Source organism: Alteromonas sp. MmMcT2-2 (assembly GCF_022348305.1).
In the GTDB taxonomy this organism is placed as follows: domain Bacteria; phylum Pseudomonadota; class Gammaproteobacteria; order Enterobacterales; family Alteromonadaceae; genus Alteromonas; species Alteromonas macleodii.
On record NZ_JAKRFA010000004.1, the window covers coordinates 105,970 to 131,424 of the forward strand.

22 protein-coding genes are annotated in these 25,455 nt (G+C 44.8%); 12 read left to right on the top strand and 10 right to left on the bottom strand.

The genetic code is table 11. From position 1 onward, the window contains the following. Nucleotides 1-106: 106 nt before the first annotated feature. A complete protein-coding gene (locus MHM99_RS04370; RefSeq protein ID WP_239218319.1) occupies nt 107-775 on the bottom strand; it encodes a response regulator transcription factor in 669 nt (222 codons plus the stop codon). Between the two features lie 243 nt (nt 776-1,018). Further along, complete coding sequence (locus MHM99_RS04375) at nt 1,019-3,397, bottom strand: TonB-dependent receptor (RefSeq protein ID WP_239218321.1); 2,379 nt, start codon at nt 3,395-3,397, stop codon at nt 1,019-1,021. Between the two features lie 263 nt (nt 3,398-3,660). Here MHM99_RS04375 and MHM99_RS04380 point away from each other — a divergent pair, with 263 nt between their 5' ends. The 4 genes from MHM99_RS04380 (at nt 3,661) to MHM99_RS04395 (ending at nt 8,309) form a co-directional block, all read left to right on the top strand. Then, nucleotides 3,661-4,956, top strand: a complete 1,296-nt coding sequence (locus MHM99_RS04380; protein ID WP_014976110.1) for an SLC13 family permease — start codon at nt 3,661-3,663, stop codon at nt 4,954-4,956. A gap of 104 nt (nt 4,957-5,060) precedes the next feature. Further along, nucleotides 5,061-6,482 (top strand): homoserine O-acetyltransferase, encoded by a 1,422-nt coding sequence (locus tag MHM99_RS04385; protein WP_239218323.1) that lies wholly within the window; start codon nt 5,061-5,063, stop codon nt 6,480-6,482. Next, a complete protein-coding gene (locus MHM99_RS04390; RefSeq protein WP_239218325.1) occupies nt 6,479-7,549 on the top strand; it encodes a PHB depolymerase family esterase in 1,071 nt (356 codons plus the stop codon). Before MHM99_RS04385 ends, MHM99_RS04390 begins: the two co-directional genes overlap by 4 nt. Then, on the top strand, nt 7,542-8,309 hold the full coding sequence (locus MHM99_RS04395; RefSeq protein WP_239218327.1) for a 3-hydroxybutyrate dehydrogenase: 768 nt from the start codon (nt 7,542-7,544) through the stop codon (nt 8,307-8,309). The genes MHM99_RS04390 and MHM99_RS04395 overlap by 8 nt, the downstream gene beginning before the upstream one ends. A 106-nt stretch (nt 8,310-8,415) precedes the next feature. Here the strand turns inward: MHM99_RS04395 and MHM99_RS04400 are convergent, their stop codons facing one another. Further along, nucleotides 8,416-9,603: an iron-containing alcohol dehydrogenase gene (locus MHM99_RS04400; protein ID WP_239218329.1), complete on the bottom strand. Its 1,188-nt coding sequence runs from the start codon at nt 9,601-9,603 to the stop codon at nt 8,416-8,418. 210 nt (nt 9,604-9,813) lie between these two features. On the opposite strand from MHM99_RS04400, the gene MHM99_RS04405 reads away from it, so the two are divergent. The 6 genes from MHM99_RS04405 to tmpT all read left to right on the top strand — a co-directional run bounded on the left by MHM99_RS04405 (nt 9,814) and on the right by tmpT (nt 17,118). Beyond that, nucleotides 9,814-12,156 carry a fatty acid cis/trans isomerase gene (locus tag MHM99_RS04405; protein ID WP_239218372.1) on the top strand — a complete coding sequence of 781 codons (2,343 nt, stop codon included), beginning with the start codon at nt 9,814-9,816 and terminating at the stop codon, nt 12,154-12,156. Between the two features lie 90 nt (nt 12,157-12,246). Then, entirely contained in the window at nt 12,247-13,122 is an 876-nt protein-coding gene (gene nadK, locus MHM99_RS04410) for an NAD(+) kinase (protein WP_239218331.1), read from the top strand. Between the two features lie 259 nt (nt 13,123-13,381). Further along, nucleotides 13,382-13,891, top strand: coding sequence for a DNA starvation/stationary phase protection protein Dps (gene dps / locus MHM99_RS04415; protein WP_014976104.1), 510 nt, complete (start codon nt 13,382-13,384; stop codon nt 13,889-13,891). Between the two features lie 301 nt (nt 13,892-14,192). Further along, nucleotides 14,193-15,878 carry a DNA repair protein RecN gene (gene recN / locus MHM99_RS04420; RefSeq protein WP_156078154.1) on the top strand — a complete coding sequence of 562 codons (1,686 nt, stop codon included), beginning with the start codon at nt 14,193-14,195 and terminating at the stop codon, nt 15,876-15,878. A gap of 124 nt (nt 15,879-16,002) precedes the next feature. Then, the gene (gene bamE, locus MHM99_RS04425) at nt 16,003-16,359 is read left to right on the top strand and encodes an outer membrane protein assembly factor BamE (RefSeq protein ID WP_012517879.1); all 357 of its coding nucleotides are present in this window, start codon (nt 16,003-16,005) and stop codon (nt 16,357-16,359) included. Between the two features lie 105 nt (nt 16,360-16,464). Beyond that, complete coding sequence (tmpT, locus tag MHM99_RS04430) at nt 16,465-17,118, top strand: thiopurine S-methyltransferase (protein WP_156078153.1); 654 nt, start codon at nt 16,465-16,467, stop codon at nt 17,116-17,118. A 133-nt stretch (nt 17,119-17,251) separates the two neighbouring features. Here the strand turns inward: tmpT and MHM99_RS04435 are convergent, their stop codons facing one another. Further along, entirely contained in the window at nt 17,252-18,538 is a 1,287-nt protein-coding gene (locus MHM99_RS04435) for a DUF445 family protein (protein WP_156078152.1), read from the bottom strand. Nucleotides 18,539-18,550: 12 nt separating this feature from the next. Further along, nucleotides 18,551-19,045 (bottom strand): arsenate reductase family protein, encoded by a 495-nt coding sequence (locus MHM99_RS04440; RefSeq protein ID WP_039216282.1) that lies wholly within the window; start codon nt 19,043-19,045, stop codon nt 18,551-18,553. 551 nt (nt 19,046-19,596) lie between these two features. Between MHM99_RS04440 and MHM99_RS04445 the strand changes: the two genes are divergently transcribed. Together MHM99_RS04445 and MHM99_RS04450 are read left to right on the top strand one after the other, a co-directional pair. Beyond that, entirely contained in the window at nt 19,597-20,268 is a 672-nt protein-coding gene (locus tag MHM99_RS04445) for a hypothetical protein (RefSeq protein WP_239218333.1), read from the top strand. A 40-nt stretch (nt 20,269-20,308) separates the two neighbouring features. Continuing rightward, nucleotides 20,309-20,872 (top strand): sugar O-acetyltransferase, encoded by a 564-nt coding sequence (locus MHM99_RS04450; protein WP_039230376.1) that lies wholly within the window; start codon nt 20,309-20,311, stop codon nt 20,870-20,872. A gap of 223 nt (nt 20,873-21,095) precedes the next feature. On the opposite strand, the gene dkgB is transcribed toward MHM99_RS04450, so the two are convergent. The 5 genes from dkgB to MHM99_RS04475 form a co-directional block, all read right to left on the bottom strand. Beyond that, the gene (gene dkgB, locus MHM99_RS04455) at nt 21,096-21,899 is read right to left on the bottom strand and encodes a 2,5-didehydrogluconate reductase DkgB (protein ID WP_239218335.1); all 804 of its coding nucleotides are present in this window, start codon (nt 21,897-21,899) and stop codon (nt 21,096-21,098) included. Between the two features lie 228 nt (nt 21,900-22,127). Then, entirely contained in the window at nt 22,128-23,024 is an 897-nt protein-coding gene (gene rluB / locus MHM99_RS04460) for a 23S rRNA pseudouridine(2605) synthase RluB (RefSeq protein ID WP_014948949.1), read from the bottom strand. A 40-nt stretch (nt 23,025-23,064) separates the two neighbouring features. Then, nucleotides 23,065-23,658 (bottom strand): SMC-Scp complex subunit ScpB, encoded by a 594-nt coding sequence (gene scpB, locus MHM99_RS04465; protein WP_014948948.1) that lies wholly within the window; start codon nt 23,656-23,658, stop codon nt 23,065-23,067. Continuing rightward, a complete protein-coding gene (locus MHM99_RS04470) occupies nt 23,645-24,508 on the bottom strand; it encodes a segregation/condensation protein A (RefSeq protein ID WP_014976096.1) in 864 nt (287 codons plus the stop codon). The genes scpB and MHM99_RS04470 overlap by 14 nt, the downstream gene beginning before the upstream one ends. Nucleotides 24,509-24,732: 224 nt before the next feature. Next, nucleotides 24,733-25,353, bottom strand: a complete 621-nt coding sequence (locus tag MHM99_RS04475; RefSeq protein ID WP_014948946.1) for an L-threonylcarbamoyladenylate synthase — start codon at nt 25,351-25,353, stop codon at nt 24,733-24,735. Nucleotides 25,354-25,455 lie beyond the last annotated feature (102 nt).

The following is a 25,455-nucleotide window of genomic DNA, read 5'->3' on the forward strand; positions in this document are numbered from 1 at the left end:
AAATGCCTTTTCAAAAAGGAAACAAGGCAAGTACGGGTGACTAACCGCGCACTCCTTCTCAAAAAAATATGAGCTGTCTCGGCTTACTTCTTGTTTTGTACTGTGCTCAACTTAAATGCATTGCATTTTTGAACGCGATACCGGCCTTGGTTCTGTTAATAACACCAAGCTTTCTCAATACTGCAGATACATGCTGTTTAACGGTGGACTCAGAAATGGCCAGTTCGTAAGCAATCTGCTTGTTAAGCAAGCCGTCTGATACCATTCGCAACACTTTAAGTTGGTGAGGGGTAAGTTGCTTTAATCGGTTTGTGAAATCATCTTGGCCAGAGTGGCCATTCGCATTCGATGCAGTGGCATTTGGCATCGTAGCTGATGCATTGTGAACTGAAGGCGGGATCCAAGTTTCACCGTCTAACACCGTATTTACCGCGTCAATAATGCAATCGACCGAAGCTGATTTGGGTATAAAGCCGCTTGCGCCTAACGCAAACGATTTTGCCATAACATCAGGCTCTTCTTGTGCGGTAATAACAACAACAAGTACATCAGGATAGAGCGCATGTACCTCAGCAAGGCCATTTAACCCTTCATTGCCTGGCATAGTGAGATCTAAGAAAAGCAGATCGATGTCGTCATTTTCTTCAAGACTAGCGAGTGTATCGGGGAACGTGGAAGTTTCTACAAGTTCGATATGCTCCACACTAGCTAACGCATGGCACATCGCAGCCCTGAACAGAGGATGATCGTCAGCAATCAAGATTTTCACAGACATAATGCTATCAACTTGTAACTACCTTGTTAATCAACATACTACCACGCCGATAAAAAAAGGTTAATCTTATTGGCGTATCTGTTATTGCGTATCTGTAATTGGGTAAGGGTCTGCACCACGCCCTTCACTACTCGACATATCCGCCGGCCTACACAACCGAAAGAGGTCGAGCAAACGTGAGCACGCCTAAGCGCAATGGCCTAGGCGTGAAACGTGTTGCTGGTCTTCTTCAGAACATACCGTTTAGAATCGATAACCTACCGTAAGGTGAACTGTACGTGGGTCACCGTAATAACCGATAAGTGTGGTATCGCCACCAAGGCCCGGACCAAAGTTACCTTCATCGTCTTGAGTGACAAAGTCATAACCACCAACCAAATACTCTTCATCGGTCAGGTTTTTGACGTGTAGTCCAGCATACCAGTCGCCTTCAACGCTTTCCCAGCGCGCGCTTAAGTTCACCATACCATAGGCATCTTGTTGAATAAGATCGCTGGTTTCAAAGATAAGATAATCATCGCGATAGTAGTAGTTGGCGTTGAAAGTAATATCCCCAAAACTCGTTTCTAGTAGGTAGTTGGCATTAAGATTAAAGGTATTCTCTGGCGTACTTGCTAGACCAATCAACGGAGGAATTGCATTGTTTTTCTTAATCTCAAAGTCAATATAACCGTAAGCAACGTCAAACTGAAGGTTATCCGTGGCTACCCACGTCATCTCCAACTCGGCGCCTTTTGCAGCCGTTTCTGCAGCATTGCGCAGTCGCTGGTCGAGGGCTGTTGGATCAGACAAATCCCCTTCTACACCAATATACTGACGATCTTTGTGGTCGTAAGAGAACAATGTGATATTCATACGAAGTGCGTCGGTTAAGTCACTCTTCACACCCACTTCGAAGCTGTCAACGACTTCTGGTTCAACACCAGGCTCGTTAGTCTGAGCACGAGGGTTAAACGTGCCCGATTTGAAGCCTTGTGAATAGCTCGCGAAGAACATGGTATCGCGGTCCATTTGATACTCCACGCCCACTCGAGGGGTAAAGCGCGACCAACTCTCTACCGCTGGCGCATCTAACACGTCATCGCCATCGGTGTCTGTCCCAAGTACTTGAGGCACTAATTGTCCGTCGGGACGCACGTACCCATCAATCCAGTCGGTATAAGGATAAACATTGGCGAATACCAGACCGTTATTTACAAACGCGGTCTTTTCTTCATCGGTGTATCGGGCACCAAGCGAAAGCGATAGCTTATCAGTTACGTCATAGTTCATCTGCGCATAGGCAGCCCAGCTTTCTGAGTTATTACAACCCGTCACTTCCCGCGTCAACCCTGAGGCACCAAGCGATTGACCTAACACACCTAAAATGGCATCAAAATTACCGCAACTCTCACCATCGTTAAAATAGAGCCCTGACACTAAACTAAACGCGTTCCCGGTATAATTCGCTTGAATCTCGTGAGTATCATTACTGTCGTCATACTCTGCCGGTACATCAAAAATAGGCAGAGGCGTATTGTCAAAATCAATGTTGGTAGGTGAATAGCTCTCTCTATGCGAACCTATATATTTAAGCTCTAAATCATCATTCACTCTGTATCGTGCCAGCCAGTTATAGCCTTCTAACTCGACTTTATTCCATGTAGGTAAGCTGGTGTACGAATCGAAAACCGAATCAGGCACGGGCGCATCAGTTAATATACTTGGGATTAAACGGTAGCCGCCTTTCGCATTTGATGTGTCTTCGGTCTTATCCCATCCAATACGGAAAAACAAGTCTTCACTCGGGTGAACTTCTAGCGTTACACGGGCTGCCCAGAGATCTTTGTTATAATTCTCTTTATCTTGATTGGGCAACGCGCTTACCAGATATTCGCCGAAGCCGTCGCGGTTTAAGTTGGCATAACCCACGCCTAGATACACCGTGTCTTCAATCAATGGTATTTGACCTGTCACTTTGATATCACGCTGACTGTAACTACCTACCGTAGCTTCAACGTTCATCTGTGTATCGCCGGTCATTTCTTTCGTAACGTATTTAACCGCGCCACCAATAGTATTCTTTCCGTAAAGCGTACCCTGCGGGCCACGTAACACCTCAATACGCTGTACGTCTAACAAATCAAGTACGGCCCCTTGTGGGCGAGCAATATAAACATCATCCACATAAATACCTACCCCTGGTTCATAGCCCCAAAGCGGGTCTTGCTGACCCAATCCGCGAATAAATGCCGTCAGGGTGGAATTGGTACCGCGACTGGTTTGTAGCGTAGTGTTGGGCGAAAACTGCTGCACTTCAGTCAGCACGCTAATCCCTTTTTCGCCAAGTTCAACCGCACCAATAGACGTGATAGCTACCGGCGTTTCCTGTAGCGACTCTACAGTTTTTCGCGCTGTCACCTCAATGCGTTCTAATTTTCCTTTTTGCGCTTCGGCATCGGCATCAGCTTGACTATCCTGAGCAAATACTGGCGCTGTGCTTAAAACGCTAGCCACCGCTAGGGCACATAGGCTGTGCATGGGGGGCTTAACTGAATCGCTTTTGCATTCTTCTGTGCTAACAGCGGCTGAATGTGGTTGGTAGGGTGAAACCAAGCCATTTGTGTGTATTGATTGAGACATAGTGAGTCCTTGTCGTTCTAAGTTCTGGTCACTGCCGGATGTATTGCCTACGGTCAAAATCACTTTAGTTAATTAATTGTTAATAGTATGTAGTACCATCGTACTATGGGATTTTGATAAAAGTAACGTCAAACTTTATGTCTGTTATGAACGCTTTTTATCTGATTTGTATACACTTTGTGGTTTTGACTGTAAGCAAATCTTAAATCGACTTAACTGTTTCGGATCATCTGCGGTCACAGATTTTTTAAGGAATAATAACTATGTTAAGTATGATTGGCTTAGTAGGCGGTCTGTTGTTGCTTATTGTTTTGACAATACGCGGAATGAACCTCTTTATTGCTGCACCTTTGTGTGCGCTTGTAGTTGCCATTACCAATAATATCGGCGTCTTCACCGGCGACGTAAACTTCGTTCAAACCTATATGAGTGGTTTCTCTGGCTTTATCGCCTCTTGGTTTTTCATGTTTTTACTTGGTGCGTTATTCGGTAAATTCATGGAAGACACAGGAGCAGCAGATGCTGTTTCTCGCTGGATTATCACCAAAATTGGTTACAAGCGTGCCGTATTAGCTGTTGTGCTAGCTTGCGCTATTTTGACCTACGGTGGTGTAAGCGTGTTTGTGGTAGCGTTTTCTGTTTACCCTATGGCGGTGAGTTTGTTTAAAGATGCCAACCTACCCCGTCGCTTCATACCTGCTGCCATGGCATTCGGGTCGGTAACATTTACGATGACCTCCGCGGGCTCGCCAGAAATCCAAAACTGGATCCCTATAAAGTATTTGGGTACCTCCCCTTTTGCCGCGTGGGAAGTTAGCCTTGTCGTCGCCATATTCATGGCATGCTTCGGTTACTGGTGGCTTGCTAAGATGATCAGAAAAGCCGTTAATAACGGCGAGGTGTTTGAAGCCAGAGCAAGCGACCCTGAAGTGCGAGACAGAGCGCTACCCCACCCGCTTACCGGAATTGTGCCGTTAGTCGTGGTGTTAGTCATTTCGTTTCTATTCCATGAAGAACTCGCTCAGCTTGCACTTATTCTGGCGTTAGGCGGCGGCGTACTGTGTTTGCTGGCGATTAACTACAAACATTTTCACAGTTTACCGGTTGCCATAAATGCGGGTACCACCGGCGCATTGATCGCCATAGGTAACACCGCCGCTGTTGTAGGTTTTGGCTCTATAGCAAAAAACACCGAAGCGTTTCAAACAACAGTAGCGCTTATGACCCAAATTCCTGGTAACGAGCTTATTGGTGCCGCCATTGCCGTAAGCGTGATTGCAGGATTAACAGGAAGTGCATCTGGCGGACAAGCCATTGCCTTACCCTTGGTGGCTCCGCATTACCTTGACCAAGGCGTAGAGCCAGAACAGCTACATAGAATTGTGTCTATATCATCAGGCGCATTAGATTCGTTACCTCACAATGGCTATGTGGTTACTACCATACGCGCCATTTGTAACGAAACCCATCAGGCTGCCTACTGGGCGGTTGGTGCGCTAACAGTTGTGGTGCCAGTTATTGGCCTTGCCATGGCCATTGGCCTGTTTAGCATTATGTAGCATTAGTCAAAGCCAACGATATGGCCTAAGGCCGCACGATATATAAGTCACTCTAGCAAAACATTGCCATCTAAAAATGCGGCCAGAGAAAGGGATAAGAAAGTATGAATTGGAAAAAGACGCTTGCTTCCACGCTAGTGTGGAGTAAGAGCAAAGGCATCAATAAGCTATTGAAACAGCTCAGCTCACAACGAGTGCAGAAACAGTTAGCATTAGCAAATTTGGTTGAGGTGTATTTAGTTAAAAAGCAGCGCTCCTTGGTGGGATTATTTGCCACACTAATGTTGACGGTACATTGCCAAGGCATTGCTGGCGAATCCGACGATACATCGCCATCGCTCAGTTCTTCAAAAGCACCTACTTCTGAGCCCGTTTCTTCCTTGCCAAGCGCTTCGCTGATGGTAGAAAAACGCGTTTTTGAAATGCCTCATTTCACAACCTTTGGTGGTAAACAAATTAAAAACGTAAAAGTTGGCTGGGAGGCGTACGGAACACCAAACGACACCAAAAGTAACGTGATCCTCATTACCCACTATTTTTCTGGATCTTCTCATGCCGCTGGAAAGTACGATGAAAACGATCCAGCGCCAGGCTACTGGGATAGTATTATCGGCCCCGGCAAGGCGATTGATACAGACCGCTTTTATGTAATAAGCGTTGATACGCTGGCCAATCTAAATGCTTACGACCCGCACGTTATTACAACCGGTCCTACGTCAATAAATCCAGATACAGGCAAACCTTATGGCTTAGACTTTCCCGTCGTGACAATACGTGACTTTGTCAATGTTCAAAAAGCACTTCTCGAAAGTTTAGGCATTAGCAAACTGTATGCGGTTATTGGGCCTTCTATGGGATCTATGCAGGCTATCGATTGGGCGAGCGCTTACCCAGACTGGGTTGAACGTATGATTTCAGTTATCGGCGCAGGTCAAAGCGATGCATGGACTACCGCGGCATTGGAACACTGGGCAACGCCAATCACTCTAGATAAAAACTGGAACAACGGCGCTTATTCCAAAGAGCAAGCGCCCCTTAATGGCTTAGCTGCCTCGCTCATGTTAATTACGCAAAATGCCCTTACCCCTTCCTTTTTTAACCAAACCGGCAACACGTTGGGGTATAAAAGTGTTGAGTCGGCGCCGCTTAATGACATACGTCAATCACACAGTATTGTGAACTGGCTGCGTGAGCGAGCAAAGACCCGGGCAAAATCTATGGACGCAAACCACCTTTTATATTTGGTTCGAGCCTGCCAGCTCTTCGTTGCTGGGCATCAAGGTAATCTTGAGCAAGGGCTGGCGTCGATAAAGGCGAAAACGCTGTTTATTCCAGCTCAAACTGATTTGCTTCTTATGCCCTACTTATCGCAAAGTGCACACCATGGTTTAACTTCAATGAATAACGACAGCACATTGGTTACGCTAAATGGCAAATTAGGTCATTTGGAAGGCGTGACGAATGTATCCGCTCAGGCTCAGGCTATTCGCCAATTTTTAGAAAATGATAAGGCAGTAATGCAATGATGAAATCTACCCCCTTTTTACGCCACGCGCTTTGTCTGTCTGTATTAAGCGCACTTGCCGTTAGTGTACCGGTATTCGGTAACGAGTCATCGGCGCAAGACGCGCTCCCTTCACTCACCATTGATTTAAAGAACGTTACCGTATCTGGCTTATCGTCAGGCGGTTACATGGCAACACAATTTCAGTTAGCACACAGCGACTGGGTAAAAGGCGTTGGCGTTATTGCTGGTGGCCCGTACTTCTGTGCGCAAGGTGATATAACCACTGCCCTGGCACAGTGCGTGAATAAGGTAGAGGGAGAAATTAACCTTGAAGCGCTGAATGAAAAAGCCAAACAGTATGAAACTGAAGGAAAAATTGCGTCGCTTTCCAATATGAAAGACACAAAAGTCTGGCTTTTTCACGGTACGCAAGACACCAGAGTGATTGCACCAGTGAGCGATTTATTATTTGAGCAATACAAATTGTGGACAGACACACAAAATATTGCCTATATCAATGACAAACCGATGGCTCACCTTTTTCCCACCAAAAACAATGGGGTTAACTGCATGAAATCAGAGAGCCCCTTCATTGGAAACTGCGATTACGATGCAGCAGGTGCCATGCTCTCTCATCTTGTTGAAGATGTTTCGACACCCGACGAGTCACTGTCAGGGCAAATTCATTCAATTGATCAGCAAAAAATAGCGGGTGGCGATGCCAAAACATTAGCAAGCGAAGGTTTTGTGTATGTGCCTGAAAGCTGTGCACAAGGCGAGCCGTGCAGAGCCCATATTAGTTTCCACGGCTGTAACCAGTATGCCGATGCCGTTGGCGATGCCTACACTACCCAAACAGGGCTGAATGAATGGGCTGATGACAACAATATTGTTGTGCTTTATCCGCAAACTAAGAAGTCGTTATTCATGCCGTTAAATCCACAAGGCTGTTGGGATTGGTGGGGCTATGCCTCTGGCGATTACGCCAACAGGAACGGCGCACAAATAAACGCAGTAAAACAGCTGCTGTTTTCATTAAATAGTGCACCTTCACTAAATAAATCCAACGGAAGTAACAATGACTAAGCGCACAATATTTATCACGGGTGGGGCAAGCGGCATTGGCTTTGGCATTGCTGAGTCAATGATGAAACAAGGGCACCATGTGATCATCGCCGACATAAAAGAACAGGCAGCAAAAGAGGCTGTGACTCGACTTGCGCATTTAGACGGATCGGCCAGCGCAGTAGCGGTAGACGTATGCAATGCAGAACAAGTCGCAGCGCTACCTGAGGTACTAGGGAAACATACCGTTGATGTGCTTATAAACAATGCCGGTATTCAGCACGTTTCACGCATCGAGGACTTCCCTGCAGATAAGTGGCAGCAGCTTATAAATATCATGCTTGTTGGCCCTGCTCTTTTGACCCAAGCGTTTTTACCTGCCATGCGTAAGCAAAATTACGGGCGCATTATCAATGTAGGATCTATTCACTCGTTGGTAGCCTCGCCCTATAAGTCTGCTTATGTAGCGGCGAAGCATGGGCTGTTAGGGTTCGCAAAAACTATCGCGCTTGAAACAGGAGATTGCGATGTAACTATCAATACCCTTTGCCCCGCCTATGTAAAAACACCATTGGTGGAGAAACAAATTGCAGCGCAGGCAAAAGAAAATAACCTTACCGAGGAAGAGGTAATAACAAAAATAATGTTAGAGCCCATGCCTAAAAAGCAATTTGTTAGCGTTGAAGAACTTGCAGATACCGCAAGCTTCTTAATGTCGCCCAGTGCCCGCAATATAACTGGGCAAACCATGGTGCTTGATGGGGGCTGGACGGCTCGATAACCCGCAAGCTTTTTAACGCTTAGCTTTTTACACAATATTTCTTTTCACATAGAAAAGACTGCAATAAGCAGTCTTTTTTCATTTAGTTGACCCATCCTAAAAAGCGTTATTCCCAAAGAGATACATAAATGGCAACCATTTCTTCAATGGTAGGGATGCGTGGATTGTTGCCGGGAGAGCCTGATGCCAGAGCTTGTTCTGCCATTGTTGACGTCGATGCAAAAAATGCCTCTTTATCAATACCGAAGTCGGCAGGCGTAGGTACCTGCAAATCTGCATTCAGTGCTTTTAGTTCGTTGATAAGCTTTTGATTCGCCACCTCATCTGAATCACTTTGGGTAGCAACACCCATAGCGCGAGCGCATTGAGCATAACGCACAGAGGCACTAGGAATAGAAAAGGCGGTGACAGCAGGCAACAACATGGCGTTCGACAAGCCGTGGGGCACATGAAAAGCAGCGCCAATGGGTCGACTCATTCCATGAACAAGGGCCACTGAGGCGTTTGAAAAAGCAATGCCCGCGAGCGTTGAGCCCAGCATCATTGATTCTCTCGCCGTTTCATTTGTTGGGTCTGCAAATACAGTGCGTAGATTAGGCGCAATTAACGCCATGGCTGATAACGCCTGTGCATCACTGTAAAGATTGGCTTTGCGGCTAACAAACGCTTCAATAGCGTGAGTAAGCGCATCAATGCCTGTATCGGCTGTCACGCGGGCAGGCAAACTTTGCGTTAATGAATAATCGACCAAGGCTGCCGTTGGCATAAACCCTAAACCAACACACAGCATTTTTTCTGTGGTATCTTCGTCGGTGATAATGGTAAATCGCGTTGCTTCTGAGCCCGTTCCCGCTGTTGTGGGAATAGCAATGATCGGCAGTCCCGCTTCATCTACAACCCGCGGGAATTTGTAGTCTCGCATTTCGCCGCCGTACTTACCCAAAATAGCGATGGCTTTTGCGCTATCGATGGGGCTTCCACCACCTAAAGCAATGATGCTGTCATAAGCGTGGGTTTTGAACGCATCCACACCGCGATAAATAGACCTCACCGTGGGCTCTGGCACCGTATCTGAAAATACATCGGCGCTTATTGCTGCCTCTTCCAGCACCTGTACTATGGCAGCACTATATCCCAACTCAACCATTACCTTATCGGTAACCAGTAAAGGTTTATGGCAGTTGAGTCCTTTTAGCGTTTCAGCAACCCGCTGACTCGCCCCTTTCCCTATGTGCATCACTCTTGGCAGAATAATTTGATGAGACATGTTTCCCTCGCTGCGAATTCTTTTCATCAGCATACCTAGTACAACGCCCAAAGCAATGACAATGTAAAAATAATGTTACCGCCCCACTACCTCTCCAGCTTTCCTCCAAATACATACAAATGCGTGGTTGTTTCCATTGCCAAGAGTTAATGGTTAATCATTAACATCACCGTACGTGAAATGAGTGATAAACTGATTAGAACTTTTCTGTGGACTACGATTATGAAGAAACTCGGTATGATTTCGTTGCTTATAGCAATTATCGCTATAGCGATATGGCAATGGCCGAAACCTGACGCTCCTTTACTTTCATCAAACAACGTCATGCCCGCCATGGAGAATTTGCCCGACAATTTCTTTGACACACAAGTAAACCCAGTACTAACGCAGCGCTGTGTTGTCTGCCACGCCTGTTACGATGCGCCATGCCAACTAAAGATGTCATCTCCAGAGGGTATAGCCAGAGGTGCTAACAAAGAAAAAGTCTATGAAGGGACACGACTCACCGCTGCCCAACCCAATAGAATGTTTCTCGACGCCCACAACGTAGACGCATGGCGAGAGCGTGGCTTTTTCGACGTGCTCGAATCGAAAGAAAAACCTAACGCTTCGCCGACCCAATCTTCGGTGCTAGCGCAAATGCTTTTGCTAAAAAAACAGCACCCTTTGCCCAACACCGCTCATTTAGGTGACAATTTCGATATAAGCTTAAATCGACAAAACCAATGCCCAACAATAGATGAAATGGGCGGGTACATAGCAGGCCAGCCCCTGGGAGGCATGCCCTACGCACTGCCAGCCCTGTCGGATGCAGAGCACTCTACACTCATTCAGTGGTTAAACCATGGTGCGCCGTTACCTTTACCCAAAGCGCTCTCACAAGAACTGAATGAGAACATAACTGGTTTGGAAGTGTGGCTTAATGGGGATAGCAACAAGATGCAGCTTTCCGCACGTTATATTTACGAACACTTGTTTACGTCTCACCTCTATTTCGAAGATATTTCAGAAAAAGGTAAAACGCCTCAGTTTTTTAAGCTAGTGCGCTCGCGCACACCACCCGGACAAGCGTTAGATATTATTGCTACTCGCAGACCCTTCGACGATCCAGAGGTCGAGCGCGTTTACTATCGTCTACAGCCAGTGCATTCAACTATCGTGAGTAAAACACATCAAGCTTACGCCATTAATAAAACACTGATGGAAAAATGGCAATCGTGGTTTGTCGACGCAGAATTTTCTGTAGAAACATTGCCATCATACAAACCCCAAGTGGCGGCCAACCCATTAACGGCCTTTACCTTATTGCCAGTAGAAAGTCGTTATCGATTTATGCTTGAGCGCGCGCAAAACACCATTATGGGTTATATCAAAGGTCCCGTGTGCAGAGGACAAGTCGCGCTTAACGTCATTAACGATCGATTCTGGGTGTTCTTTGTCGACCCAGACATTGCAGCCTCTGAAAAAGTAAATGCTTTTTACGCTTCTCAAAAAGAAAACCTCCACCTTCCCGCTGAAAAAGATAGCTCAGCCCTTGCGGTAAACTGGGTTAAATACGCTAAGCGCCAAGGCGAATATATGCGTGCAAGAACCACCTTTTTGAACAATGAATTCAAAAATGAAGAGCATTTGAGTGTGTCGAGTATATGGGATGGCGACGGCGATAATACCAATGCCAGCTTAACCGTATTTCGTCATTTCGATAATGCCACAGTTGTTAAGGGGATGGTTGGCCAGCCCACTAAAACAGCATGGGTGATTGACTATGCCTTGTTAGAGCGCATTCACTACTTGCTTGTGGCTGGCTTTGATGTTTACGGCAATTATGGCCATCAGTTATTGACCCGTTTATACATGGATTTCTTGCGCATGGAAGGTGAATCGAACTTCCTTAATCTACTTCCTCCAATCACCCGCCATGACCTTCTTGACGATTGGTATCAAAACGCAAGCCCTGAACTTACCGATTATTTGGAAGGTGATATCAACAGTTTCGAACAACCTTCTGGCATAGCGTTCGAAACAGATAATCCTCAACAAGAACTTTATCAATTGTTATCGCATTACTTGGCTAAGGTTCAACCGAATGCCTCAACCTACAATAAACGTTTGCTATCAGCTGAACAGCTCGAAGCATTAGAGCGCTTAGATTCACTTCCTGCTCAACAAGCGACGTTGATGCCTGAAACTACCATGATTGTGATTCAAGACGACAAAAACCCAGACAACATTGATGTATTCACTGCCCTTAGAAATAGCGCGCATTACAATGTAAATAGCCTATTTGAAGAAGAGGAAAACCGGGAGCCTTCTAAAGATTCAATCACGCTAGTTCATGGTTTGTTGGGCAGTTACCCTGACGCATTCTGGTATATCAATGCCTCAGAAATAACGTCTTCGATTGAGAAGCTTAAATCCATTAAAAGCGAAGCCGATTACAAAGCCTTGCTCGACGATGTTGGCATGCGCCGAACCAACCCTAACTTTTGGGCGTTTAGTGATAAATTAATGCAATGGTCTAGCGAGCGCTATCCTATTGAAGGCGGTCTTCTCGACTATAATCGGTTAGAAGATCGCTAAACCTTGCGCTGTGTGCCGTTTAACGCTTTTCTTTTGCAAAAAACCTATGCTAATGTCCAACCATTGGAAATGAAAGGACATTAGCATTCCATGCCCTATCAAACCGTTGCTTTAATTGGAAAACCTCAGCACGCTGCAACCCACGACAGCCTGAACATTCTTGCCGAATATTTATTGGCAAAAGGCTGTAAATTATTGGTTGAGGAAAGTATTGCTGAAGAACTTGAAACCGAAAACTTCAAAAGCTGTAACCTTGTCACTATTGGCAAAGAGGCTGACCTTGCCGTTGTGGTAGGCGGTGACGGCAGCATGCTTGGTGCAGCACGTGTGCTCGCTCGCTTTGACATTCACGTTGTCGGTGTAAACCGAGGAAATCTCGGCTTTTTAACTGATATCCACCCCGATGATATTGTTCAACAACTTGACCTTATCTTTAACGGTGAATGCGTAGTAGAAGAGCGCTTCTTACTTGAAGTAGAAGTTTATCGACACGAAAAGCTTAAAAGTAACAACTCTGCTGTAAACGAAGTGGTGCTTCACCACGGAAAAGTTGCCCATATGATGGAATTTGAAATTTACATCGATGAGCAATTTGTATTCAGTCAGCGCAGCGACGGATTAATAGTAGCCACACCTACAGGTTCAACGGCTTACTCTTTATCAGCGGGCGGCCCTATTATTATGCCCAAGCTAGATGCACTTACGTTGGTACCCATGTTTCCTCACACACTTAGCAGCCGTCCAATCGTTGTTGATGCTGACAGTCAGGTATCGATGAAAGTATCAAAGGTTAATAGTGACTCGCTACAAGTGAGTTGCGATAGCCATATTGTTCTGCCGGTGCTGCCTGGCGATGAAATTCGAATAAACAAAAGCGTAGACAAACTCCATCTTGTTCACCCTAGGGGCTACAGCTACTTCAATGTACTTCGTAAAAAGTTAGGTTGGGGTAGTAAGCTTTACTAACCTCCCTGCTCCATTTAGTTGATTCCATGTGCATTTATTACATAAGCCTGTAGCATTTTCTTGATTGCTACAGGCTTGAAAAATAAAGATTTTTTAATCTTCTCTAATTTCCTTAACGAAAACCAAGACTTATAGAAATATAAGTTTTCGGCATACCTGTTGCACCTATTACAACAAGTCGTCAGCACAAGGTCTTTGTTATTTGGCCTAAATGATGTTTCGCATCCCGCTGACTTATTTGCATTCAATAGGAGATATCATGAGTAACACCAATATCAAATTTACAGCCCCTGGAATGGATAACGATGCTGCTGCCAAAACAATCAAGGTATTGGATCAGCGATTGGTTGCACTATTAGATTTACAGTTAACGTTGAAGCACATTCATTGGAATGTAGTAGGACCAAATTTTATCGGTGTGCATGAGATGTTGGATCCGCAGGTAGATGCGGTACGCGAAATGACCGACACAATTGCAGAGCGAATTGCCACTTTAGGTGGCGTACCGAAAGGAACACCGAAAGCCATTGTTGAAGGTCGCAGCTGGAACGATTATGAGTTGGGTAAAGGTTTAGTACTTGACCACCTTAAGGCGCTGGATGCCGTATATGACGGTGTAAATGGTGACCACAGAAAAGCGTTAGAGCTTTTGGGTGAAATTGACCCAGTATCGGAAGATATGATCACCGGCCAACTTGCAGATTTAGAACAGTTCCAGTGGTTTGTGCGCGCGCACATTGAGTCTGGCAGCGGTGAGCTACAACAATAGAATACGTTCACTGTGTTTGCAGATTGTAATCCGAACTATCTGCAATAGATTAAAGTTGTAATGTTAAGGAGAGCTTCGGCTCTCCTTTTTAAGTTTTCCCTTCGCGGCGAATCCGAATTATCGGTTATTCATAACCCACCCTTAAAAGATCGAACCTATACAATTGATTTTACGAATATTATTATCGACGCCGGTTGTTTTTAAATAAATATTTTGCGACTTAACTTTACACAACACAAATACTGTATATATTATCAGTTACTGTATATATCATCATGTTCAACTTTTTTCGAGTGTGGTTATGTTAGCGCATCTTTCTATTTCTAATTTTGCTGTTGTAAAACAATTATCAGTTCAACTGGAAAACGGGTTGACTGCTATAACCGGTGAAACCGGTGCAGGTAAATCAATTGCTATTGATGCCTTAAGCTTGTGCTTAGGCGAGCGCGCCGACGCAAATGCGGTGCGAAAAGGTAGCGCAAAAGCGGAGATCATTGCTCACTTTTCTTTAAACGGCAATGTATTAGCTAAAGCCTTCCTCGATGAACATGAGCTCACCTCAGATGAAGATGAGAATAGCTGCTTTATTCGCAGAGTTATTTCAAAGGAAGGCCGTTCAAAAGCTTTTATCAACGGTATTCCCGCCTCACTTCAGCAGTTAAAAGGCTTAGGCCAGTTTTTGTTGGCCATTCACGGTCAAAATACTCACCTACAGTTGCTGAAAGAAGACCATCAAAGGGAATTAGTTGATGGTTACGCTAAGCACAACGACATATTAGTGCAAGTTAGAGAAACCTACTCTCTTTGGCGTGATAAGCAGCGCACGTTAAAGGCGCTTCAAGAACAAGCCCAGCAGCGCGAAGACAGAATTCAGCTGTTAACTTATCAGGTTCAAGAACTTGATGAATTCGCCATTGAAGAGGGTGAATTTGAAGAGTTAGAAATAGAGCACAAACGCCTGAGTAACGGGCAAAGTCTTTTAGAGCAAGCACAGACTAGCGTATACAATTTATATGAAAGCGATGAAGGCAACGCACTGTCAGTTATACAAAGCAGTATTGAACGTTTAGGCGAATTAGAGACGCACGACGCTAGTTTAACGCCAATCATTGCAATGCTTAATGATGCAGCAATTCAAGTAGAAGAAGCGGCAGGAGAGCTACGTAGCTACTGCGATCACTTAGAGATCGATCCACTTCGCTTACAGCAAGTTGAGGCGCGCTATGCGAAGGCGATGGAACTTGCCCGTAAACATACTGTGATGCCAGAAGGACTTTATCAGCATCACCAAGAGCTAGCCGCCGAATTCAATGCTTTATCGGAACAGGAAACACTGTTAGGTACTCTTGAAGGCGAAGTAGAAGAAGCACGTGCAACGTATTTAACCGCGACCAAAGCGCTTTCTGAGAGCAGGCAACGTGCTGCTGGTAAGCTAAGCGAAGATATTGAAGTGCAAATTCGCCAAATGAATATGCCCCACGCAAAAGTGGATATTCAGATTCAATACGACGAACTTAAGAAGCCGGTGAGCACAGGTCTAGATACCGTAGAATTTAAAGTGTCTACCAACCCTGGTCAAGATGCAGACAAATTAGAAAAAGTCGTATCAGGTGGTGAACTTTCTCGTATAGGACTGGCTATTCAGGTTATAGCAAGCGGCCATCACGCTACCCCTACTATGATTTTCGATGAAGTCGATACGGGCATTAGCGGCCCAACAGCATCAATCGTTGGCGGGCTTTTACGTAAATTAGGTAAACAATCGCAAGTAATGTGTGTTACCCATCTACCTCAAGTAGCGGCACAGGCACATAATCAATTGTTTGTTACCAAGCTTACCGACGGGGAAAGTACTGAAACCCAGATGTTGGCGCTGACTAAGCAAGACAGGATCGATGAGCTTGCAAGACTATTAGCCGGTGATAAAGTAACCAAATCGGCGCTAGCGAATGCAAAAGAACTGCTTAAAAGCGCAGCATCGAACTAAAATGCAGTTGATTGGTCATAGTTGTCAATGTAGCATGCCTTCGCGCTTGCAATAAAACAGTCTCGAAATTCGCTTTAGCGAAGTTCATTGACACTAACAAAGGCAATACTGGACAAATTAACGCATGAAGTTGCAACACCTATTAGTAATTCTTGGTATCACACTTACATCAACCGCTTGCTCGAACTGGATTTATCGAATCGACGTTCCTCAAGGAAACTTCCTTGATCAAAGAGATGTGGAAAAGCTGCGCGTTGGAATGACAAAAGAACAGGTTATTTATGTACTAGGTAACCCTGTTGTTCAAGACTCATTCGACGATGATACTTGGTACTACGTTTACGATATGAAGCGCGGTATGAAAAAGCGTGGTGAAGATTTTCAAAAGCAAATGGTGATTAACTTTGTAGACAACAAAGTGACAACGGTTGAAGGTGACTTCGAGTTATCTGAAGACTTCAATACACCGCTTGATAACTAATTTTGTTTAAAAGGTAGCGTTTCTCGCTACCTTTTTTGTTTCTAATACCCTTCATAAAAACGTCTGTTTTTTTAGAGATATATCGCTTACCTACTTGAGGTTTATATGGAACATAGTTTTTGGCACAGTAAATGGCAAAAGAACGAGATTGGATTTCACGAACCTGAAGGGAATGCGCTTCTTATCAAATATGCCTCTTCCCTGTTGGATGTTGAAAACTCACACTCAGCTTTGAAACGCATATTTGTTCCGCTATGCGGGAAGACCCGCGACATCGGCTGGCTACTTTCCCAAGGTTGTGAGGTGGTAGGTGCTGAGCTAAGCGAAGTGGCTATTATACAGCTGTTTGAAGAGCTGGGAGCCGAGCCTACCATTACCCCAACAGCAAAGGGTAAGGTTTATGCTAAAGACGGCTTAACCATACACGTGGGCGATATTTTTAAACTCACATCAAGCGACATAGGTGACGTTACTGGTGTTTACGACAGAGCCGCTTTAGTTGCACTGCCCAGTCCGCTTCGCGAGCAATACGCTGCACACTTAATTACCATTACTCAATGCGCCCCCCAGCTAATCATTTCTTTCGAGTATGACCAGAATGAAATGGCCGGCCCTCCCTTTAGCGTAAACGAAAAAACCGTCGACGCTCTTTATTCAGCCGATTACAACATTCAGAGGTTAGAGCGCTCGGTGCTTGAAGGCGGTTTGAAAGGCAAAGTAGACGCTGATAATTTGGTATTTGCACTAACGGCGAAGTAGACTTTTTTAAGATTTATTGCCAATACAAAGCGTTGAAATAGTTGCTTTATAGTTTGCGTTTTAGCGCTGATTAACAGCGACACTTAAGCTATTCATACCCACACCAGCTAATGCGACTTGCTTAAATAAATGACTAGAGGCCAAGCAGTGCCTCTATGCCAAACAATATTGCACCTATCAACCCGCCTACGATCGTGCCGTTTATGCGAACTTTTTGAAGATCGCGGCCAATATTCAACTCTACCTGCTCAGCCATTTCACGTTCATCCCAACTATTGATGGTGTCGCGAATGTGACGGGTTAGAAATTCAGCCAACTCAGGCGCCATATATTTAGCCGCTTCTCCAATGTGCTTATTGAACGCTTTTGCTAGCTCACTGTCTTGCGTTAACGTGGTACCCAAATCGTTTAAAAGGCTCGACACCTTTGTTTCTGCTTTACCATTTTGCTGTTCAAGAGACGTTAAAAGCCATTGATGAAACTTGGCCCATGATTGCTGAACATACGCGTTTAACGCTGGGTCATTAATAATTTTTTCCCGATAGCTGTTTACCTTTTTCTCCATTAACGGGCTGTGCTGTAGTTCGTAGAGGAATTCTTGTACTTGCTCATCAAATGCATGGCGAATGGGGTGATGCTCATCTTCGTATACATCTTCCAAAATACTTGAAACCGCTTTAACAGCAATGAGTGCCCCCTGCTCGCTTAGCCAACTAGACGGTAATAGCTTTTCGATACGACTGTATTCAGTTTTTAGCCAGACTACTAACGTATCTGCTATGTAGATTTGGGTTTCTGGCTCTGCAAGCAGTGAGGCCAATTTCCCTAACACCCTATCAAGCACTACCTGATGCTGGCGCTCTTTCGTAACGGCGCTTAACGAGGTTGCCATCAATTGCCTAAGATCAAGTTGGTTAATGCCCTTCTGTGCGGTTTTAGCGATAAACGCTTTCACAGGTTTGTCATCGAGCACACGCAGAACGCCTGCAAAAGCATCGCATAGAAAGCGACTTAAACGGGTAGCGTTTCTATCCTGTGACAACCACCTTCCCGCGCCCTTAGCAGGGTCGCTGTCCCGAATTAGCTTCTCTATTGCTTCAGGATGAAAGAACTTTTCTTTAACGAACAATGACAGGTTATTAGCAATAACAGACTTGTTACTAGCCACGATATTGGTGTGCGGAATGGGGTACTTCGCTGGAATTGGCTTAAATAATGCCGTCACTGCAAACCAGTCAGCTAGACCACCGATGAGCGCCGCCTCACTGGCCATCTTAATAAGCCCCAACCACCATGCTCCTTGCAAGTTTGGATAAAACTTAGGAAGTAAAACCGTTAAAACAAATACACTTGCGGCAAAAATCAAACAGGCCAATGCAAGCCTTTTAGCCTTATTCAATTGCGTGTACTTGTCCTGCATAAACTACTCCGTTTAAATTACTCGTTTACCATCTTGGTCTATAAGTGGTGTGCCGTCTTCTTTAGCAAAAGGGCCTTGTGGCCATACAGGCAAAATATCCAGTACAGCTTCACTTGGCCGGCATAATTTCACTGTTTCTTTCGCGTTATTCGAATAGGAATTACCTTCAACTCTCCCAAGAGGTAAAGAAACTGCTTTTTCGTGTTCACCTTCGGGAATGCAAACAATAGGCCTATTCACTAAAACGGGATGTTCCAGCATCAATTCAAAGATGATTTCGTTACTCACTGTTTCATCAAGTAACCCTAATTCAGCAGCAGGAGACTTTGTTGTGCGAAGCGCTTGTCGAGGGTTAAGGTTAGCTGCATTCAATAAATAAGTTAGTTGTTCACGTTCCCACCCAACACGCAAATACTCAATAACCTGCACCTCATACCCAGCGGCCTTGATCACCGCCAGTACATTCCTAGACGTGCCGCACTCTGGGTTGTGATAAATCTTTATCATGCCACCTAACCTCACTAAAAAGTAAAAACCACATATACCAACATACTATTGAAATTCGAGGACAGACACTCGCAAAGGCTAAAACCTTGCCTGTACTCGTTGGACACACACTCAAATAGCTACCTGTACTTCTTGGACACACACTCAAAAAAGTAGCTTGTAACCAAATACAATTCGAGGACGGACACTCAAAAAAGCAGCTTGTAACCAAAAAGATGTATTCACAATGAGTGTCTGTCCATTTCTTTAAATAATTTCTTCAAGCGAGTGTCTGTCCCCTTCTGAGCTCCCTTCTGAGCTTAGGGCCATGTGGTGCAGAATGGTCAAATTCGCCATCCGGTGGCAGATGAAACTATAAAATTAGTCATTACACCATTGAGCCAGTCTCCCCCCTTTGGCACATTAAACTAACCTTTTGATTTAAAATACTTTTTAAGAGTGGCATGATACGTGAAACGTATTTTATAAATACACAACAAAATTTGTGTTTGATATTAATACCGTTAAAGCGTCTTATTAAGTATTTATAAAATAATCAAGGATATAAGAATATGAAAAAGTCTATAATTGCTAGTGCAGCTATGTTGCTTTCAGCCTCTTTGCTTACTGGCTGCGTTATCCATGTTGGAGACGCTAGTGCATTAGAAGGCAGCGATTTCAGTTCTATTCTAGGCAATATTGACATAGCTGAAGGGAAGCACGCTGGCGATATTTCTTCTGTTAATGGCAATGTGGAAATTAGCGATCATGGTGGCGCAGATGAAGTCAGTATCGTTAACGGCAATCTTGAAATGGGTAGCCATGTGTCTGTCCGAAATATCGATATTGTAAATGGCGATATAAGTGCAGCTTCACACCTCAATGTGCTTAAGGGTGTAGAGACCGTGAATGGAAATGTTACGCTTCCTACGCAAAGTAAAATTGGCGGTAGCGTTGAAACAGTGAATGGAGACATAACAGCCGTTGATACAACCATTGAAAAACACATCAAAACACTCAACGGCGATATTACTTTGTCTGGCTCTTCTCACGTTTTAGGCGATATCGTATATAAGGAAAGTGAAAGCTCTTGGGGCAAGAAATCGGACAACAAACCTACCCTATCGATTAGTGCATCGGTTACTGTGGACGGCAGCATTGTTTTGCACCGTCCAGTTAACTTAGATATTGAAAGCGATGAACTAAAACAAAAAGTCATTGTAAGCTACGGCAGTGCACAGTAACGTATTGGCTTAATCATTTAAGCTTACCTACTGGAAATGCATGACTGAACAAGAAAAGATGCTTGCTGGCGATTTATACTTTCCGTCAGACAAAACATTATCGGCATTGCGCAAGCAATGCCGTATGCAATTAGACGAGCTCAACACAACTTGTCAAAGTGACCACAAAAAGCGTACAAGACTACTAAAAGAGCTGTTTGGTAGTACTGGAAAAAGGCTTTACATTGAGTCTTCATTCAAATGTGATTACGGCGAAAATATTCACGTAGGCGAAAATTTTTTCGCTAACTTCAATTGTGTGATTTTAGATGCAGCGAAGGTCACGATAGGTGATAACTGCATGATTGCGCCTCAAGTCGGTTTGTACACCGCTACGCACCCATTAGATCCGGTACAAAGGGCAACCGGCATCGAGTTCGCCAAGCCCATTACTATTGGCGATAATTGCTGGATTGGTGGTATGGCGGTCATAAACCCTGGCGTAACGTTGGGAGACAATGTGGTTGTGGCCTCTGGCGCGGTGGTAACTAAGTCTTTTGGCGACAATGTGGTCATAGGTGGTAACCCTGCCAAAGTCATCAAAGAAATAGAGCAAGCCGAATAGAGCATGTGATGTTTTCGGTATCACATGCCTTAAAAAACACCTTTACACGAGTCCATACCAAGTCACATCTATCGATTTAATCTGAACCGGTAATTCAAAGACTCTTCAGGGGCCGCCATTAGTACCTCAAAGGCGGCCCCTGATTTTAGCCCAGTACACAGAGCTAGGTAAAATTAAACGCTATCCCGTTAGTAGTCTAAAGACAAACGCTCTCTATAAATCGTTAATCCCAGTCTGGAGCAAAATCTGGGTTTACAATTCGGTCGCCGTTATCAAGATCATCAATAAGCGCGAGCTCTGAATCAGTTAAATGTACACCACCGTAAGCTAAATTCTCTGCCAAGTGTACTTTACTGGTTGATGAAGGGATTGCGTAAATGTGACGTTTCTCCATCCACGCCAGAACAACTTGCGCTGGCGTCGCATCGTGGTTTTGCGCTATTCGCAATAAAGTTTCGTCCTTCATTACTTTTCCTACCGCAAATGGCATATATGCAGTCGCTTTTATGCCTTTTTCCTTACACGCTTCAACAACTTTCTTATTTTGCATGAAAGGATGGATTTCAATTTGGTTGGTGTAAATCTCGCCTTTACCAAGAACCTTTTCGGCCTTATCTAACAAATCAATAGTGAAATTAGACACCCCAATATGACGAGTAAGCCCTTGCTCTTTCGCCTTCGCAAGATTGCCTAAGTAACTTTCGAGTGAAATATCAGTGCCAGGATATGGCCAATGAATAAGAAGCAAATCAACATATTCTAGCTTCAGTTTTTCTAAGCTTTCGTGAACACTTGGAATAAAATGGGTATCGCCCAATGACTCGTGCCACACCTTGGTGGTGACAAACAGTTCGCTTCTATCAAGGCCGCTGGTTTTTATGGCATCGCCAACTTGTGCTTCGTTGTCATAAAATTGTGCGGTATCAATGTGTCTGAAACCAACCTCTAGCGCTTTACTTACTGACTCACGGGCCTCGTCACCTTTCAATCGAAACGTTCCCATTCCTAACTGAGGCATATCTTTCATTACTCTCTCCTTTTCCGTGTTTGTCTTACACTACTTGACGTAGCAGCTTCACACTTTCCTACGCCATCGCTTAGAAAGAAGATCGTAATCATCGTGACTGAAATCAGAATTAAATTGGAGACAAACCTAGTGATTACGTTGAAGAATGCACGTCACTGAAATAAAAAAGCCGCTAGCGAACGCTTGCGGCTTTGAGTAATCACTTACACGTGAAGAATAAATTAAGTATTACTTACGTTTGGCGGGACGTCCAGCTCGTTTATTTAAGCCTTGTTGCTTACGCACTTTATGCTTTTTAACCGAGCGACGCATGCGACTTAAACGAGCGTGGTCAAGTTTACCCTGGCGTACATTAACCATAGTTTGCGTTTCATCCGGCAATTGAACATGGCTACGAAGCGCGTTTACGTCTTCTAATCCTAGTTCTACCCACGCACCTTGCGGTAGACGCTTCTGCAGTTCAATTGGACCATATTTAACGCGGATCAAGCGGCTAACTTGCACGCCTTGCGACTCCCAAAGACGACGCACTTCGCGGTTACGCCCTTCTTTCAACGTTACGTTGTACCAACGGTTCATGCTTTCATCTTCAGCATGCTGCGGCGTAGGCGCACCTGAAATTGTCAGGAACTTTGCTTCGCCGTCTTCCAGCTCTACACCTTTTTGAAGGGTATGTAGTGTTTTGCCTGTTACCTCACCGAATACACGTACTGCGTACTCGCGTTCTACTTCACATTTCGGGTGCATCAGGCGGTTGGCTAGTTCACCATCGTTGGTGAATAACAGCAGGCCACTGGTGTTCATGTCTAGACGACCAACGGTGATCCAGCGCCCTAATCGAATGGCGGGAAGGCGGTCAAATACCGTATCGCGACCTTCAGGGTCGTGACGGCTACACAATTCACCTTCGGGTTTGTTGTACATCAACACACGGCAAATTGGCTGTTCTGTTTGACGAGATAGCAAATGACCATCAACACGGATTTGTGCGGTGTGGTCGACTCTATCTCCTAATGTTGCTTTGGTGCCATCGACCGATACTCGGCCTTCTTCAATCCAACGTTCCATTTCTCGTCGCGAGCCTAGCCCTTGGTTAGCCAGTACTTTTTGCAACTTTTCAGTCATGGGTTTTCACTCTTTAATTGCTTGTTTACGGTCGCACGGTCTATTCAGACGGTGCCTCATTTAACACCTTAAGCGGCGAGTCTGACGCAACGCTTTCAGCCATGTTTTCGAAAGCATCAGCATTGGGCAAATCGCTCAACGACGTCATCGAAAAATAGTCTAAGAAGCCTTTGGTAGTTGCGTAAAGCGCTGGTCGCCCAGGTACTTCTTTGTGACCTACTACCTTTACCCAGTCTCGTTCTGTGAGTGTCTTTATAATATTACTGCTTACCGCCACGCCCCTGACCTGCTCTATTTCTCCGCGGGTTATAGGTTGACGATAGGCAATGAGTGCCAAGGTTTCGAGCATTGCTCTAGAATACTTTGGCGCATTTTCCTGCCACAATTTGCTTAACCACGGGCTTAACGCATCTAACGACTGAAAGCGATAGCCACTTGCTACTTCCACCAATTGAATGCCTCTTGGCTGATAGTCTAACTTTAGTTCGTTAATCACCTTACTCAAGGTTCTATCAGCGACGGTAAATTCATTGAGTACCGTTTCTTTTAAATGCTGCTTTGAAATAGGCTTATCAGCAACAAATATTGCTGCCTCTACCAATTGTTTAAGCTGCGCCGTGTTAATTTTCTTCATGGGCACCTAATTTTACATGAATTTTTGCATAAGGACCTGCCTGAATGCATAAAATTAGCTGTTCTTTTACTAATTCTAAAATTGCTAAGAAGCAAACCACTACCCCAGCTTTACCTTCTTCAACCGTAAATAGGCGTTCAAGTGGCGTATATTCAGTTGTTGTGAGTAACGACAAGATGAGCGACATGCGCTCTCGCGTGCTCAGTGCTTCCCGTGCAATAGTATGGTGTTCAAACGCTTCAGCGCGCTTCATGGCCGCACTGAACGCCAATACAATTTCAGCTAAAGACACATCGGGCTCAATGCGAATTGGCGCCACATTCTCACTTAGTTCAACGTGAGTGGTGAAAATATCCCGTTCAAGTCTAGGCTGAATATCTAAATCTTCTGCCGCTTGCTTTACTAGCTCGTATTCTTTTAATCGGCGAATAAGCTCTGCTCGAGGGTCTTCTTCTTCGTCGGAATCGTCACTGCGTTTAGGCAATAGAAGCCTGGACTTAATTTCTGCCAATATGGCTGCCATCAGCAAGTACTCTGCCGCCAGCTCTAATTTTAGCGACATCATGGCATCCACATACTCCATATACTGCTTGGTAACATCAGCGATGGGCAGTGTGGTGATATCAAACTTTTGTTTTCTAATCAGATAAAGTAGTAAGTCGAGCGGCCCTTCGAAGGTTTCTAATATGACCTCTAGGGCATCGGGGGGAATGAAGAGATCTTCAGGCTTTTCAATTAGCGCTTCGCCATTAATAAACGCAAGTGGCAACGGCTGCTGAACAGGTGTCGAAAGCCTCTTCTCAACAGAGGCATCATTATCGTTATTATTTTCTTCAACAAGCTCTGACACAGTTCCACAACCGTTTTTACGCGCTAACAAAGCGGCGATTATTGATATTATTATTTACGCGTTCACGCGAGAACTTGCAGCGCTTCGCTGTACATCGAAGCGCTACAGGCCCTCGCAACATAGCTTACGGTTTCCTACTATAACTTTCACCTGCAACAAGCAAAAGAAACTAGTTAAAATAGGCTATCTACAACAATCTGTTCAAAAAAACAGTAAAACAAAAATTACTCAAAGGGAGACGGATCGCCCGTGCCATGTCGCACAATTACCGGCGTGTCTTCCGACAAATCAACCACGGTAGTGGGCTGCTCTCCAATGTAACCACCGTGAATAATAAGCCCTACTTGCTTTTCTAAGTTGTCGCGAATGACATCTGGGTCTGATTCGGCCATGGTGTTACCTGGCAAAATCAAAGACGTAGACATCAATGGTTCGCCCAGCTCTTCCAATAATGCAAGTGCAATGGCGTTATCGGGCACGCGAATACCTATGGTTTTACGTTTAGGATTTTGCAAACGCTTTGGTACTTCGCGGGTCGCTTTCAACACGAAGGTGTAACGCCCTGGTGTGTTGTTCTTAATTTGCCTGAACGCCGTGTTGTCTACCTTTGCGTAAATTGATAGCTCAGACATGTCTCGACACATTAAGGTAAAGTTGTGATCTTTATCGATTTGACGAATACGACACAACTGCTCAAGCGCCTTTTTGTCTTCCATTTGGCAACCTATGGCGTAGCCTGAGTCTGTCGGATACACCACCACTGCCCCCTCTCGAATTAACTCACAAGCCTGACTAATTAGGCGCTTTTGCGGGTTGTCGGGGTGCACATAGAAAAATTGACTCATAATTACTTCCTTTTCTTAAACGCGCAGAACGATACTACTTTGCCAACGAGGTAAGTGTCTGTCCACTCGTAAAGCTTGCTGGTTAAGCTCGTGGGTAAAACT

What these genes read in the sequence shown, in the direction of transcription:
- MHM99_RS04370 (WP_239218319.1), bottom strand. Translation starts at nt 775, where the DNA reads ATGTCTGTGAAAATCTTGATTGCTGACGATCATCCTCTGTTCAGGGCT.
- MHM99_RS04375 (WP_239218321.1), bottom strand. Translation starts at nt 3,397, where the DNA reads ATGTCTCAATCAATACACACAAATGGCTTGGTTTCACCCTACCAACCA.
- MHM99_RS04380 (WP_014976110.1), top strand. Translation starts at nt 3,661, where the DNA reads ATGTTAAGTATGATTGGCTTAGTAGGCGGTCTGTTGTTGCTTATTGTT.
- MHM99_RS04385 (WP_239218323.1), top strand. Translation starts at nt 5,061, where the DNA reads ATGAATTGGAAAAAGACGCTTGCTTCCACGCTAGTGTGGAGTAAGAGC.
- MHM99_RS04390 (WP_239218325.1), top strand. Translation starts at nt 6,479, where the DNA reads ATGATGAAATCTACCCCCTTTTTACGCCACGCGCTTTGTCTGTCTGTA.
- MHM99_RS04395 (WP_239218327.1), top strand. Translation starts at nt 7,542, where the DNA reads ATGACTAAGCGCACAATATTTATCACGGGTGGGGCAAGCGGCATTGGC.
- MHM99_RS04400 (WP_239218329.1), bottom strand. Translation starts at nt 9,603, where the DNA reads ATGAAAAGAATTCGCAGCGAGGGAAACATGTCTCATCAAATTATTCTG.
- MHM99_RS04405 (WP_239218372.1), top strand. Translation starts at nt 9,814, where the DNA reads ATGATTTCGTTGCTTATAGCAATTATCGCTATAGCGATATGGCAATGG.
- nadK (WP_239218331.1), top strand. Translation starts at nt 12,247, where the DNA reads ATGCCCTATCAAACCGTTGCTTTAATTGGAAAACCTCAGCACGCTGCA.
- dps (WP_014976104.1), top strand. Translation starts at nt 13,382, where the DNA reads ATGAGTAACACCAATATCAAATTTACAGCCCCTGGAATGGATAACGAT.
- recN (WP_156078154.1), top strand. Translation starts at nt 14,193, where the DNA reads ATGTTAGCGCATCTTTCTATTTCTAATTTTGCTGTTGTAAAACAATTA.
- bamE (WP_012517879.1), top strand. Translation starts at nt 16,003, where the DNA reads ATGAAGTTGCAACACCTATTAGTAATTCTTGGTATCACACTTACATCA.
- tmpT (WP_156078153.1), top strand. Translation starts at nt 16,465, where the DNA reads ATGGAACATAGTTTTTGGCACAGTAAATGGCAAAAGAACGAGATTGGA.
- MHM99_RS04435 (WP_156078152.1), bottom strand. Translation starts at nt 18,538, where the DNA reads ATGCAGGACAAGTACACGCAATTGAATAAGGCTAAAAGGCTTGCATTG.
- MHM99_RS04440 (WP_039216282.1), bottom strand. Translation starts at nt 19,045, where the DNA reads ATGATAAAGATTTATCACAACCCAGAGTGCGGCACGTCTAGGAATGTA.
- MHM99_RS04445 (WP_239218333.1), top strand. Translation starts at nt 19,597, where the DNA reads ATGAAAAAGTCTATAATTGCTAGTGCAGCTATGTTGCTTTCAGCCTCT.
- MHM99_RS04450 (WP_039230376.1), top strand. Translation starts at nt 20,309, where the DNA reads ATGACTGAACAAGAAAAGATGCTTGCTGGCGATTTATACTTTCCGTCA.
- dkgB (WP_239218335.1), bottom strand. Translation starts at nt 21,899, where the DNA reads ATGAAAGATATGCCTCAGTTAGGAATGGGAACGTTTCGATTGAAAGGT.
- rluB (WP_014948949.1), bottom strand. Translation starts at nt 23,024, where the DNA reads ATGACTGAAAAGTTGCAAAAAGTACTGGCTAACCAAGGGCTAGGCTCG.
- scpB (WP_014948948.1), bottom strand. Translation starts at nt 23,658, where the DNA reads ATGAAGAAAATTAACACGGCGCAGCTTAAACAATTGGTAGAGGCAGCA.
- MHM99_RS04475 (WP_014948946.1), bottom strand. Translation starts at nt 25,353, where the DNA reads ATGAGTCAATTTTTCTATGTGCACCCCGACAACCCGCAAAAGCGCCTA.